10 protein-coding genes, 1 other RNA gene and 1 pseudogene are annotated in these 14,083 nt (G+C 59.4%); all 12 read left to right on the top strand.

Translation table 11 applies throughout. The annotated features are described in order from the left end of the window. Positions 1–103: 103 nt before the first annotated feature. The 12 genes and pseudogenes from R1A29_RS03350 (at position 104) to R1A29_RS03295 (ending at position 14,005) form a co-directional block, all read left to right on the top strand. Positions 104–1,798, top strand: coding sequence for a lactate permease LctP family transporter (locus R1A29_RS03350; RefSeq protein WP_085729534.1), 1,695 nt, complete (start codon positions 104–106; stop codon positions 1,796–1,798). 161 nt (positions 1,799–1,959) lie between these two features. Continuing rightward, positions 1,960–2,784, top strand: a complete 825-nt coding sequence (locus R1A29_RS03345; protein ID WP_305836592.1) for a (Fe-S)-binding protein — start codon at positions 1,960–1,962, stop codon at positions 2,782–2,784. Next, a complete protein-coding gene (locus R1A29_RS03340) occupies positions 2,781–4,235 on the top strand; it encodes a LutB/LldF family L-lactate oxidation iron-sulfur protein (RefSeq protein WP_438300661.1) in 1,455 nt (484 codons plus the stop codon). Before R1A29_RS03345 ends, R1A29_RS03340 begins: the two co-directional genes overlap by 4 nt. Then, complete coding sequence (locus R1A29_RS03335) at positions 4,235–4,906, top strand: LutC/YkgG family protein (RefSeq protein WP_438300660.1); 672 nt, start codon at positions 4,235–4,237, stop codon at positions 4,904–4,906. Before R1A29_RS03340 ends, R1A29_RS03335 begins: the two co-directional genes overlap by 1 nt. Then, entirely contained in the window at positions 4,903–7,725 is a 2,823-nt protein-coding gene (locus R1A29_RS03330) for an FAD-binding and (Fe-S)-binding domain-containing protein (protein ID WP_438300659.1), read from the top strand. The genes R1A29_RS03335 and R1A29_RS03330 overlap by 4 nt, the downstream gene beginning before the upstream one ends. Before the next feature lie 130 nt (positions 7,726–7,855). Further along, the gene (locus tag R1A29_RS03325; protein ID WP_085711868.1) at positions 7,856–8,134 is read left to right on the top strand and encodes a hypothetical protein; all 279 of its coding nucleotides are present in this window, start codon (positions 7,856–7,858) and stop codon (positions 8,132–8,134) included. Positions 8,135–8,229: 95 nt separating this feature from the next. Beyond that, positions 8,230–8,619: a transfer-messenger RNA gene (gene ssrA / locus R1A29_RS03320) on the top strand. Positions 8,620–8,806: 187 nt separating this feature from the next. Next, complete coding sequence (locus R1A29_RS03315) at positions 8,807–10,063, top strand: integrase domain-containing protein (protein ID WP_438300658.1); 1,257 nt, start codon at positions 8,807–8,809, stop codon at positions 10,061–10,063. A 966-nt stretch (positions 10,064–11,029) separates the two neighbouring features. Then, entirely contained in the window at positions 11,030–12,430 is a 1,401-nt protein-coding gene (locus R1A29_RS03310; RefSeq protein ID WP_438300657.1) for a YfjI family protein, read from the top strand. Next, entirely contained in the window at positions 12,414–12,773 is a 360-nt protein-coding gene (locus tag R1A29_RS03305) for a hypothetical protein (RefSeq protein ID WP_438300656.1), read from the top strand. The genes R1A29_RS03310 and R1A29_RS03305 overlap by 17 nt, the downstream gene beginning before the upstream one ends. Beyond that, entirely contained in the window at positions 12,751–13,731 is a 981-nt protein-coding gene (locus R1A29_RS03300; protein WP_438300655.1) for an integrase domain-containing protein, read from the top strand. Before R1A29_RS03305 ends, R1A29_RS03300 begins: the two co-directional genes overlap by 23 nt. Then, positions 13,728–14,005: pseudogene (locus tag R1A29_RS03295) on the top strand (hypothetical protein). The gene R1A29_RS03300 and the pseudogene R1A29_RS03295 overlap by 4 nt, the downstream one beginning before the upstream one ends. Positions 14,006–14,083: the final 78 nt, after the last annotated feature.

The following is a 14,083-nucleotide window of genomic DNA, read 5'->3' as shown; positions in this document are numbered from 1 at the left end:
CATCAAGGCTTTTACCCTAGCCAACAGCGATTGTAAATTGGTCTTACCAATTAACCAAGAACGCTGACAGTGCCTGACCAACAACAATTAGGGGCCACCCCATATGCAAACCTGGCAACAGCTCTACAGCCCGCTCGGCAGTCTCGGCGTGTCCGCACTCGCGGCCGTCATCCCCATCGTTTTCTTCTTTCTCGCCCTGGCGGTGTTCCGCCTCAAAGGTCATGTCGCCGGCAGCATCACGCTGGCGCTGGCGATTCTTGTGGCGATCTTTGCGTTCCAGATGCCGGTCGATATGGCGTTCGCCGCCGCCGGATACGGATTTGCTTATGGTCTGTGGCCGATTGCCTGGATCATTGTCGCGGCGGTGTTCCTCTACAAACTGACGGTCAAGAGCGGTCAGTTCGAAGTCATCCGCAGTTCGGTGCTGTCGATCACCGATGACCAGCGTCTGCAGGTGCTGCTGATCGGCTTCTGCTTCGGCGCTTTCCTCGAAGGTGCAGCCGGTTTCGGCGCACCAGTGGCGATTACCGCCGCGCTGCTGGTAGGACTGGGCTTCAACCCGCTGTACGCCGCCGGCCTGTGCCTGATTGCCAACACCGCGCCGGTCGCGTTCGGTGCCTTGGGGATTCCGATCATCGTCGCCGGGCAAGTCACCGGCATCGACGCATTCAAGATTGGCGCCATGACCGGCCGCCAACTGCCGCTGCTGTCGCTGTTCGTGCCGTTCTGGCTGGTGTTCATGATGGACGGCCTGCGCGGCGTCCGTGAAACCTGGCCAGCCGCGCTGGTTGCCGGCCTGAGCTTTGCCGTGACCCAATACTTCACGTCGAACTTCATCGGCCCGGAACTGCCGGACATCACCTCGGCCCTGGCCAGCCTGATCGCGCTGACTCTGTTCCTGAAAGTCTGGCAGCCAAAACGCACCGCAGGTGCACAGATCGCCGGCGCCACCTCAAACGTCGCGGTCACCGCCAGCGTCGGCGGTTTCGGCCAGAAACGCACCACCATCGAATCCCCCTACAGCCTCGGGGAAATCTTCAAGGCCTGGTCACCGTTCCTGATCCTCACCGTACTGGTCACCATCTGGACCCTCAAACCGTTCAAGGCCATGTTCGCCGCTGGTGGTTCGATGTACGCCTGGGTGTTCAACTTCGCGATCCCGCACCTGGATCAACTGGTGATCAAGACTGCGCCGATCGTCGCCACACCGACAGCCATCCCGGCGGTGTTCAAACTCGACCCGATCTCCGCCACCGGCACAGCGATTTTCTTCTCTGCACTGATCTCGATGGTCATCCTGAAGATCAATTTCAAAACTGGTCTGACCACTTTAAAAGAAACCTTCTACGAACTGCGCTGGCCAATTCTGTCGATCGGCATGGTGCTGGCGTTTGCCTTCGTGACCAACTATTCCGGCATGTCTTCGACCATGGCTTTGGTGCTGGCAGCGACCGGCGCGGCGTTCCCGTTCTTCTCGCCGTTCCTCGGTTGGCTTGGCGTGTTCCTCACCGGTTCCGATACCTCGTCCAACGCGCTGTTCAGTTCGCTGCAAGCGACCACCGCGCACCAGATCGGGGTCAACGACACCTTGCTGGTGGCGGCCAATACCAGCGGCGGCGTGACCGGCAAAATGATTTCGCCGCAGTCGATTGCCGTGGCCTGCGCCGCGACCGGACTGGTGGGCAAGGAATCCGATCTGTTCCGCTTCACCCTCAAGCACAGCCTATTCTTTGCAACGATTGTCGGCCTGATCACTCTGGCTCAGGCCTACTGGTTCACCGGCATGCTGGTGCACTGATAACGACAAGAAGACTACAAGAAGCATGGAAATAACCGACGCCGGTTCGTGATTCCGGCGTCAGCAATTCACGACCCGGTCTGTAAGGCTGCTGAAAGCAATGCGCTCTATATTCGGCAGCCTCACAGACGGATAACCGGGCCCACCCGGAGACACGCCTGATGAGCGAGCTTTTTTACAACGCAGTGCCCAACGCCACTCGCGTCGCACCGCCACTGCCAGAACCCCGGCAATACCCGAGTGAGAAACCGTCGCGGGTCTACCTGTTCGGCACTTGCGTGGTGGACCTGTTTTATCCCGAAGCCGGGATGGACGCGATCCACTTGCTGGAGCGCGAAGGCATCCGGGTCGAGTACCCGCAAGGGCAGAGCTGCTGCGGACAACCGGCCTACACCTCGGGTTACACCGAGCAGGCGCGGACGGTGGCGCGCTCGCAACTGGCGCTGTTTGCCGGGGATTATCCGGTGGTGGTGCCGTCAGGTTCCTGCGCAGGAATGATTCGCGAGCATTACGCCGACTTGTTCAAGGACGAGCCGGAAACGTTGAAACAGGTTCAGGCCCTCGCGGCCCGCACCTATGAACTGGCCGAGTTCCTGCTGTTCGTCTGCAAGGTGCAGCTCAAGGACAGCGGCGAGCCGGTGAAAGTGGCGCTGCACACTTCGTGTTCTGCGCGACGGGAAATGAACACCCACCTGCACGGCCGCGAGTTGTTGGCGCAGTTGAGCAACGTGGAACGGGTCAACCACGATCACGAAAGCGAATGCTGTGGCTTCGGTGGGACATTCAGCGTCCGTATGCCAGACATTTCCGGCGCGATGGTGGCCGACAAGACCCGGGCGTTGAAGGAATCCGGCGCGCATCAGGTACTCAGTGCCGATTGCGGCTGCTTGATGAACATCAACGGCTCGCTGGAAAAACAGAAAGAAGCGCTGCGCGGGCAACATTTGGCGAGCTTCCTCTGGCAACGAACCGGAGGTGCCCGATGAGCACTTCCACGATTATTCCTACGGTGGCCGTAGAAGAAGATTTCCGCACCCGGGCGCACAACGCCCTGGGCGACCAGCAGTTGCGGAACAACTTCCGTACTGCGATGGATTCACTGATGACCAAGCGGGCAGCGGCTTTTAGCGATGCCCACGAAAGAGAACACCTGCGTGAACTGGGCAATGCGATCCGTGCCCGCGCGCTCTCCAAGTTGCCCGACCTGCTTGAGCAACTGGAACAGAACCTGACCCGCAACGGTGTGAAAGTGCACTGGGCGGAAACGGTGGACGAGGCCAATGGCATCGTCCTTTCGATCATCCGCGCTCACGAGGCGCGGCAAGTGATCAAGGGCAAATCGATGGTCAGCGAAGAGATGGAGATGAACCATTTCCTCGAGGCTCGGGACATTGAATGTCTGGAGTCCGACATGGGGGAGTACATCGTCCAGCTCGACCACGAGAAGCCTTCTCACATAATCATGCCGGCAATCCACAAGAATGCCGGTCAGGTCGCGTCCTTGTTCCACGACAAACTTGGCGTGGAATACACCAAGGACGTTGACCAACTCATTCAGATCGGTCGCAGGGTCCTGCGGCAGAAATTCTTCGAAGCGGACATCGGCGTCTCCGGCGTCAACTTCGCCGTGGCCGAAACCGGCACCCTGCTGCTGGTGGAAAACGAAGGCAACGGGCGCATGACCACCACTGTGCCGCCGGTGCACATCGCCGTCACCGGCATCGAAAAGGTTGTGGAAAACCTGCGCGACGTGGTGCCGCTGCTGTCGTTGCTGACCCGCTCGGCGCTGGGCATTCCGATCACCACCTACGTCAACATGATCTCCGGCCCGCGCAAGGAACACGAACTCGACGGCCCGCAGGAAGTGCATCTGGTGCTGCTCGATAACGGTCGCAGCCAGGCGTTTGCCGACAGCGAACTGCGCCAGACTTTGAACTGCATCCGCTGCGGCGCCTGCATGAACCATTGCCCGGTCTACACCCGTGTCGGTGGCCATACCTACGGCGAGGTTTACCCCGGCCCGATCGGCAAAATCATCACTCCGCACATGGTCGGCCTGGCGAAAGTCCCGGATCACCCGAGCGCGTCTTCGTTGTGCGGCGCCTGCGGTGAAGTGTGTCCGGTAAAAATTCCTATCCCCGCACTGCTGCGCCGCCTACGTGAAGAGAACGTCAAAGCTCCGGACTCACCGCATCAGGTAATGCGCGGCCAGGGCAGCAAGTATTCGCGCAAGGAACGCTTTATCTGGAACGCCTGGGCGAAGCTCAACAGCTCGCCGACTTTGTATCGGCTGTTTGCGTTTTTCGCCACGCGCCTGCGGGCCCTGGCGCCGAACAACGTCGGCCCGTGGACGCAGAACCATAGCGCTCCGAAACCCGCCGCCCGCTCACTGCATGACATGGCTCGCGAACACCTGGCCAAACAAGGAGACCGTTGATGAGCGCCAAGCAAAACATCCTCGGCAAGTTGCGTAAAAGTCTGACGGGCACCACACCGATTGCCGACAACTTCGATGTCGATCTGGTGACCCAGCCTTACACCTACAGCGCCGAACAGCGGATCCCGCAATTGCGCAAACTGATGGAAGCGGTGCACACCGAAATCCATCTGACGTCCGCTGATGCGTGGCCGGCGCTGCTGGCGCAATTGCTGCGCGACCGCCAGTTGCCGAGCCTGTTGATCGCACCGACTACGCCTCACGGGCAGCGCATCACACAGCACTGGGCGAATAATCCGGATCTGCCGGCGCTGAAATCCTACAACCGGCCGATGGAAGACTGGAAAGCCGAGTTATTCAACGACACCCCGGCCAGCCTCACCGGCACCCTCGGTGCCATTGCCGCCACCGGCAGCCTGATTCTCTGGCCGACCCGCGAAGAGCCACGGCTGATGAGTCTGGTACCGCCAGTCCATTTTGCGCTGCTCAAGGCCAGCCAGATCCGCGACAACTTCTATCAGGTCCAACAGGAATTCAAGTGGACCCAAGGCATGCCGACCAACGCGTTGCTGGTATCCGGCCCGTCGAAAACCGCCGACATCGAACAAGTGCTGGCCTACGGCGCCCACGGCCCGAAAGACCTGGTGGTGTTGATCCTGGAGGACCAATGACCTTACCGGCGACTTTCCTGCGCGATGCGCAACAACTGATTCCTGCCGAACGGCGTTTCGACGATCCATTGTCGACTCTGGCCTTCGGCACCGATGCCAGTTTCTACCGGTTGATTCCGCAACTGGTGATCCGCGTCGAGTCCGAAGACGAAGTGGTGGCGCTGCTGAAACTGGCCCAGCGTGATCAGGTCCCGGTGACCTTCCGCGCCGCCGGCACCAGCCTCTCCGGCCAGGCGATCAGCGATTCGGTGCTGATCGTGCTTGGGGATAACTGGAATGCCCGGGAGATTCGAGGGCAAGGCACGCAGATCCGCCTGCAACCCGGCGTGATCGGTGCCCAGGCCAACGCCTGGCTCGCGCCATTCGGGCGCAAGATCGGTCCGGATCCGGCGTCGATCAACGCCTGCAAGATCGGCGGCATCGTTGCCAACAACGCCAGCGGCATGTGCTGCGGCACCGCGCAAAACACATACCATACGCTGGCCGGGATTCGTCTTGTTCTGGCCGACGGCACCCGACTCGACACCGAGGACGCATCCAGTGTCGCGGCATTTCGCACGAGCCACGGTGAATTGCTGGAACGCTTGGCGACACTTGGCCGCGAAACCCGCGCAAATGCCGAACTCGCCGCGCGAATCCGCCACAAATATCGTCTGAAAAATACCACCGGCCTATCGCTCAACGCCCTGGTGGATTTCGATGAGCCTGTGGATATCTTGAGTCACTTGCTGGTCGGCTCCGAAGGCACCCTCGGCTTCATCAGCGCAGTGACTTACGACACGGTGATCGACCACCCGAACAAGGCCTCGGCGCTGATCGTGTTCCCCGACGTGGAAACCTGCTGCAACGCCGTCACCGTGCTGAAAAGCCAACCGGTGTCCGCCGTGGAACTGCTTGACCGCCGCAGTCTGCGCTCGGTGCAGGACAAACCCGGCATGCCGGATTTCGTACAGCACCTGTCGAACAACGCCTGCGCACTGTTGATCGAATCCCGCGCTGCCTCTTCCACTTTGCTGCAAGAGCAACTGGCGCAGATCATGGCGTCGCTCAACGGCTTCCCGGTGGAAAAACAGGTCGACTTCACCGAAGACCCGATTGAGAACGCCCGCCTCTGGGCGATCCGCAAGGACACCTTCCCCGCCGTCGGCGCGGTGCGCAAGACCGGCACCACGGTGATCATCGAAGACGTCACCTTCCCGGTGGAACAACTGGCGATCGGTGTGAACCGCTTGATCGAGCTGTTCGACAAACATCACTACGACGAAGCGATCCTTTTCGGACACGCGCTGGAAGGCAATCTGCACTTCGTCTTCACCCAAGGCTTCAACAGCCCGGAAGAAGTCGCACGCTATCAGACGTTCATGGACGACGTGGCGCAACTGGTGGCCGTGGAGTTCGGTGGTTCGCTGAAGGCCGAACATGGCACCGGGCGCAACATGGCGCCATTTGTCGAACTGGAATGGGGCAGCGACGCCTATCAACTGATGTGGCAGCTCAAGCGACTGCTCGACCCTCAGGGCATTCTCAACCCGGACGTGGTGCTCAGCGAAGATCCGCAGATCCACCTCAAGCACCTGAAGCCGCTGCCGGCGGCCGATGAGATTGTGGACAAGTGCATCGAATGTGGTTTCTGCGAGCCGGTTTGCCCATCGAAAGGCCTGACCCTGAGCCCCCGGCAGCGCATCGTAATCTGGCGCGACATTCAGGCGCGAAAACGCGCCGGGATCGACACCACCGAACTGGAAAAAGCCTACGAGTACCAAGGCATCGACACCTGCGCCGCGACCGGGTTGTGTGCGCAACGTTGTCCTGTAGGCATCAACACCGGTGAGCTGGTGAAAAAGCTCCGCGCCCGCAACGCCACGCATACGAAAGCTGCCAACTGGATCGAAGGAAATTTCGCCACCACCCTGCAAGGGGCGCGCTTCACCCTGCACGTGGCCAACGGTGCGCGGATGCTGCTGGGGGCGCCGCGCCTGGCGAAGCTGTCGGCGACGCTGACGCGCCTGTCCAAAGGCCAGGTGCCGCAGTGGACCAACGCCATGCCGCAACCGGAAAAAGCCATTCGCCTCAGTCCGACCGTCTCGGACGAACGCCCGCGCGTGGTGTATCTGGCGGCCTGCGTATCGCGTGTGATGGGACCGGCGGCGGGCGACAAGGAGCAGATGTCGCTGTACGACAAAACCCGTGGCCTGCTGGAAAAGGCCGGTTATCAGGTGGTGTTCCCGGACAATCTGGACAACCTCTGCTGCGGCCAGCCGTTCGCCTCCAAAGGCTACGCCGAACAGGCCGAGCACAAGCGTCAGGAACTGATCGGCGCCTTGCTGCACGCCAGCCGTGGCGGGCTCGATCCGATCTATTGCGACACCAGCCCCTGCACCTTGCGACTGGTGCAGGATGTGGGAAATGTTCGCCTGGATCTGTATGACCCTGTGCGTTTTATCCGTACGCATCTGATCGACCGACTGGAGTTCATCCCGCAGGAAGCACCGATTGCTGTTCATGTGACATGCAGCACTCAGCACCTGGGGGAAAGCCAGGCGTTGATCGACCTGGCGCGCAAGTGCAGCAAGAACGTGGTGATCCCGGAAGGCATTCATTGCTGCGGCTTTGCCGGCGACAAGGGCTTCACCACACCGGAGCTGAACAGCCATTCCCTGCGCACCCTCAAGGATGCGGTGCAACATTGCAGCGAAGGGGTTTCCACCAGCCGCACCTGTGAGATCGGTCTGACGCAACATGGCGGCATCGACTACCACGGACTGGTCTATCTGGTGGATCGCGTAACCCGTGCCAAACCCCGAGAAACCGCCACCTGAAGAAAAATAGAACCCCTGCGAACGAGCGCAGTCCACAGAACAGGCCCCGAACAATCGGGGCTTTTCCTCCATTCGGTTGCCCGTCCTGACGGCCAGCGAAGTCGGGATCCCTCAGTTCAAGGAGATTCATATGAAACGTTCTGTACTGTTAGGTCTGTTCGTTACTGCCTCGATGATGGCTTCCACGTCCTTTGCTGCAGACAAGCCTGCCGACCTGTGCGATGCCAACATCCAGACCATCAACAATGCTAAGGGGCAGCTGTCATCGTCGCCTGAACTGAGCCAGCGTGCTGAAACCAGCGTGCAAAAGGCCCAGGCGCTCAAGGCCCAGGGCAAGATCGATGACTGTGTTGCGGAAACCTCGCAAACCATTCTGGAACTGCGCAAATCCACCGGCACCAACAATTGATCCAGGCCCGGCCAACCTTCGGGTTGGCCTGGCGGGCCGTTTGGCGTACACTGCGCTTGCTTGTTGCTCGAACAGATGTACCGGGCAATGAGTTCGGGGCCGTTTAGGATTCGACGCCGGTTGCGAAACTCTAGGTGCATGCCGACTTGGTAACAGAAGTCGTAAATCCACTGTTGCAACTTCTTATAGTTGCCAATGACGACCAATACGGTGCTGCTCTCGCTGCTTAATTGCAGCTGACATGCACTCCTGGTGCCTTCGGGCCCAGCAATCATCAGGGGATGTCTGTAAACCCGAAATGATTGTCATATAGAACAGAATCGCCGTGCAGTACGTTGTGGACGAAGCGGCTAAAACTTACACAACTCGCCCAAAGCACCCTGCCCGTCGGGTCGCTGAGGGTTAACTTAATAGACACGGCTACGCATGTAGTACCGACAGCGGAGTACTGGCGGACGGGGGTTCAAATCCCCCCGGCTCCACCAAATGATCAATCAAAGACGTCCACGGACGTCTTTTTTTGTGCCTGCGATCCAGTAAATATGCGGTCTCCAGCGCTTTTTCGGTCTTTTGAGCGTTTTTGAGTTCCAGCCGTTCGGGTATTCCAGACGGTATTCCAGCTCACCCGGTGCTAATCTTTGGAATACCGAATCAGTGCTTGAGGACAATCTCATGCCTGCTCAAAACCTCCGCCTCTCCGATCGACAGCTCAAGGGAGTCAAACCCGCGTCCAAGGATTACGTCCTTACTGACGGTGATGGTTTGCAGCTCCGCGTACGCAGCAACGGCTCGTTGCTGTGGAATTTCAACTACCGCGAACCGGTGACCAAGAAGCGCATCAACATCGGGTTTGGGACCTACCCCGACCTGTCACTGGCGAATGCACGAAAGATGGCAGTCGATGCCCGCGAGCTGCTCGCCCAAGGCATCGATCCGAAGGTGCAGCGCAATACGCTGAATGAAGCCAAACGCGCGGAAACCGAACACACCTTCGAGAACGTGGCCACCGCCTGGTTTGAACTCAAGAAAGACTCGGTCACCCCGGCCTACGCCGAGGACATTTGGCGGTCGCTCACGCTGCACGTGTTCCCCGACTTGAAGACGACGCCACTCGCGAAAATCACTGCGCCGATGGTGATCGAATTGCTTCGTCCGATCGAAGCGAAAGGCAGCCTGGAGACGGTCAAGCGCCTTAGTCAGCGACTTAACGAGATCATGACCTACGGCGTCAACGCCGGCCTGATCTTCGCCAACCCACTCAGCGGCATCCGAGCGGTTTTCAAGAAGCCCAAGAAAGAAAACATGGCCGCGCTTCCGCCCGAAGAGCTCCCCGAGCTCATGCTGGAAATCGCGAATGCCAGTATCAAACGCACGACCCGCTGCCTGATCGAATGGCAGTTGCACACCATGACTCGCCCTGCCGAGGCGGCAACCACTCGCTGGGCGGACATCGACTTCGAAAAACGAATCTGGACCATCCCACCTGAGCGTATGAAGAAGCGCCGCCCTCACAGCATCCCGTTGAGTGGTCAAGCAATGGCATTACTGGAAATACTCAAGTCCCACAGCGGTCATCGGGAATATGTTTTCCCGGCAGACCGAAACCCACGCACTCATGCCAACAGCCAGACCTCAAACATGGCTTTGAAACGCATGGGCTTCCAGGACCGCTTGGTCAGCCATGGCATGCGGTCGATGGCTAGTACCATCTTGAATGAACATGGTTGGGACCCGGAACTCATCGAGGTCGCGCTGGCCCACGTCGACAAGGATGAGGTGCGGAGCGCCTACAACCGAGCTGACTACATCGAGCGCCGGCGGCCGATGATGGCTTGGTGGAGCGAATACATTCAAAAGGCGTCGACGGGTAATCTCTCGGCCAGCGCGATCAATGTAATCAGAGATCGGAACGTAGTACCGATCCGTTAAGGCGGCGACAGCGGCGACACTGGCGACAGACCGCGCGGCGTCTACATCCCTGCCGCCGAAGTTGATGGCGACAGTCGCCAACTCCCCTTGCTCTTAGCCTCTCCGGCTAAGCCCCTGAGCATGGGGAGGCTTCGCATCCCCATGCTCAGGGGCTAACACTATAAAAGCGACAAACGGCAACTTTGCTACTGACTGCCACCGATCTCCAAGGCAGGCCAGGCCATGTACCTGGCAAACTTCTAGACGCCCTCCCCCGATTGACCCATGCCCCTGCGACCGATAGAACGAAACTTCAAAGCGCTGCCATCGGCAGCACCCACGATGGCCAGAACCTTCAAGGTCATGCCGCTGACGCGGTGGTTCAACCCAAAGTGCGATTCGCGCCCGGAGGCTCGCACAGTCATTCGCCAGAGTGATGGACGCCTACTTAACGATCCGCCAAGTGCGGCAACCCGCTAATCCTCAGGCCCTGCAGCAACGAACCTGCTCGGCCAACTTTTTGCGCAACCCTTCGGCCGTCTCTTTCTCCAGAAAAGAGACGGGCGCATCTCACACTGCTGCAGCCCTGCTCGCACGGGCCTTTGCAGCTCTCCCCTCGTGACAATCGGCGTGACAAACATCGAATGCTCACTCGCCACAGCGATGCCGATGATGGTGCCGCAGTCCAAGGAATGGACTGCCCCTGACTGACAGTCAGGCATGCCCCGGTCATCACCTCGCAGCCTTTACCCGACTCAGGATCTCACGGCACCGGACTCGTCAGCCAGTGCAGCCTCCACCCGCCCACTTCCTCGGAAGTGCTCAGGAGGCCAGATCATGTGATGCCCAAGCTCCCGGTCGTAAAGAGCCGTCAGTCCCGCGTTAGTGGACAACCCTCACAGGTCGCAGGGGCCTTGATCCCTGATAACACTCAACAACCGTGGCGGGATGAGTGAGGACGAAATCGAAAATCTTAGGAGAATTGCGATGCAACTGTGCGAAGCGTTCGAGCCACCACAACCATTGCTGGAGTACCAGCAGGCGCCACTGCCCTACCCGGTCGAAGCACTGGGGAATATGTTGGGCCCTACGGTCGAGCGACTGGCCGAGGTGATCGGCGTGCCCTGCGCCATGGCCGCGCAATCGGTGCTGGCCAGCGCTGCTCTGGTGAGCCAGGGTCATGCCAATGTCCAACTCGACGGTCGAACCTATCCGCTGTCCCTCTACCTATTAACGGTCGCGTCCTCAGGTGATCGAAAAAGCGCGGTGGACCATCTGGCACTGAAACCTGCGCGTGACTGGGAACGACAGCAGTGGACCTTGTATGCGGAAAAACTCAAAGCCTATCGCGCCGCTACCAGCATCACAGCCAAATCCAAAACCGCAAAGAAACACGCGGACGCGGAAGACAGTGAGCTATCCGAGCCGGTCCCGCCGAGACTGATCATTGCCGAACCCACCATTGAGGCTCTGGTCAAAAGCCTGTGCCATGGTTTGCCCAGCATGGGCTTGTTCAATGATGAAGGTGGCCAGTTCTTGGGCAGCAGCACCATGAGCAAAGAGAACCTGCTTAAGGCGATCACCACCTTGTCGACACTGTGGGATGGCAGTCCGATCGACCGGGCGCGCTCCATGGCCGGAGAAAGCCTGCGCGCCTATGACCGCCGCCTCAGCCTGCACTTGATGCTGCAGCCTTACTTGGCCAACCAGCTACTCAAAGACCCGGTGATCAAAGGCCAAGGCATCCTGGGCCGCTGCCTGATCAGCTGGCCCGAACGTCTGGTCGGTCGGCGCTTATACAAGGCAGTCGACCTGACGCGAGATGCCAAGATCCAGCGCTACCAAACGCGCATCACCGCCCTGCTGGAAAAGCCATTGTCGCTGCACAAAGACGGTTCACTTAACCCCGCCAGGCTGGAACTGACGCCCAGCGCTCGCACTGCCTGGATTGATATTCACGACACCATCGAATGCCAGTCTGGCGAGTTCGGTGAGCTGGCAGGCGTCCAATCCGTCGCAGGAAAAGCGGCAGCCAATGTGCTGCGCATCGCCGGTGTGCTCGCGGTAATTGAAGATGCCAATGTAGTGAGTGAGGCCCATATTCAACGCGCCTCAACACTGATGGATTACTACCTGGCGGAGATCCAACGCCTGACCGAACAAGAGCCAATCAATACTGTACGCGAGGAAGCGGATCGACTGATGCGCTGGCTGACGCAAAAAGGCTGGACCCAGTTCACTATCCGCGATCTCAATCGCAACGGCCCTCGTTTTGCACGCAAGAGCAGCCATCACACCGCCACACTTCTCGTCGAGCTGATCACGCATTACTGGCTGAACAGTCGCGATGCCAAAACTTTCGAGGTGCGCCATGTTCCGCCTCAATGACGCAGTGCGCCGTTATCAGGCGCAGCATCAAACACGACCTGCGCTGCGGTGTGTCGCCACTTCTGTCGCCGCCTTGTCGCCGGGTCCCAGGCCGGCAACTGCGGGCGTTGTCGTCACTGTCGCCGTTGTCGCCACACCTACCTTAGGTTCCGCCGACATCGACCTGCTTATCCAGCAGTTGCGCGAAGAAGGGGTCATGCTGCGGCACCAGCAAAATGCCCTGCTAATTCGCCCCACACACTGGCAACAGGTGGACAAGATCAGCACCCACTGGAAAGCCGTGCTGCACTTTCTGCAAGACAATGAAAACGGTGACGCAGATGGCGTTGGTCGGTCGGCGTGATGGGCGAAACTTTGGCTACGGCCGCCAATTGAGCTATGCCGGCCCGCAGGCACTGAAAGATATGTTTGCGGGCGGCCACTTCGCCACGGTCATAGCACACAGCGATCGCTGGCAGGCGTTTGTGAAATGGTGTCGGTCTACGGACGGCCCAGGTTACAACGATGCCCGCCAGATAGATCGCAGTACCTTGCAAAGCTACGCCGCGCACCTGCGCCAGCAGATCCAGCAAGGCGAACTCTGCATCGCCACCGCGCAGAACCGCCTGAGTAGCGTCAACCGCACCCTCGCTGCGCTACGAGGTGATCAGTACGTGAAAATCGCCAGCCCGAGCAAGGCACTCGGCATGCAGCGATCAAGCGTACGCACCCGAGCACCGGATGGCCAAGACCACCAACAACTGAGTCGAGTGATTGAAGCGCTTCGCGAACAGCAGCACCACCGCGTAGCCGCGATTGTCTGCTTGGCCCGCGCAACCGGCATGCGCCTACGCGAAGCAGTCCTCGCTGACTTGCCACGCTTGCAACGTGAGGCTGAGTGTTTAGGTCGCATCAATATTCAGGACGGTACCAAAGGTGGCAGGTCCGGGGCTTCGGCACCGCGCTGGATCGAGGCCAATGAAGAGGTGAAGGCGGCGCTGCTGATCGCTTGTCATACCTCGCCGACCGGCAGCCGCAATTTGTTAGCCCGAGACGAAAGCTACGCCAAGTTCCTGCAACAGACAGCGCGCCCTGCTCGTGAATTACTTCAGGAACAAGGGTTGAAGGGGTTTCATGAATTGCGAGCAGCGTACGCCTGCGAACGTTACACACAGCTCACGGGCCACCCCGCGCCCATCAATGGTGGCCGATGCTATCGCATTGACCGCGGTCTTGATCAGAAGGCACGACGGCAAATCAGCATTGAGCTTGGGCATAACCGAATTGATGTGGTTTCGGCCTATGTAGGAGGAAGAACGTGACCAAGCCCTTCGAAATGGAGATGTTTCTGAGTGGTGCCCTGACCGGCTCGCAGATCACACAGCGACGACACCTACGCCAAGCTCGAATCATGCAAGCTGCCATCCAGCAGCAATGGCAGCGCGAAAACCCTTGACCTGGCAATGCAAACATGTGCGTTGGTTCCTGGCTCACTACTTGAAGGATCGCTCCGAGGCTACTCGATATTACTATCAACTCACCGCCATTTTGATCTGGCACCGAATGGGTAAGCCGGCTTTGCGCATCACCATGTGATCTACATATCCTGGACGTTCCATTGGTCCCCAGCGTTGGGATATTATCTTGCTACTGAAGAAACACCGAGCCCCCCGC

The sequence above is a fragment of the Pseudomonas sp. NMS19W genome (assembly GCF_051554255.1).
GTDB lineage: Bacteria > Pseudomonadota > Gammaproteobacteria > Pseudomonadales > Pseudomonadaceae > Aquipseudomonas > Aquipseudomonas kribbensis.
Note: the sequence above shows the minus strand (reverse complement) of the source record. Positions and strands in the feature narration are given on the sequence as shown.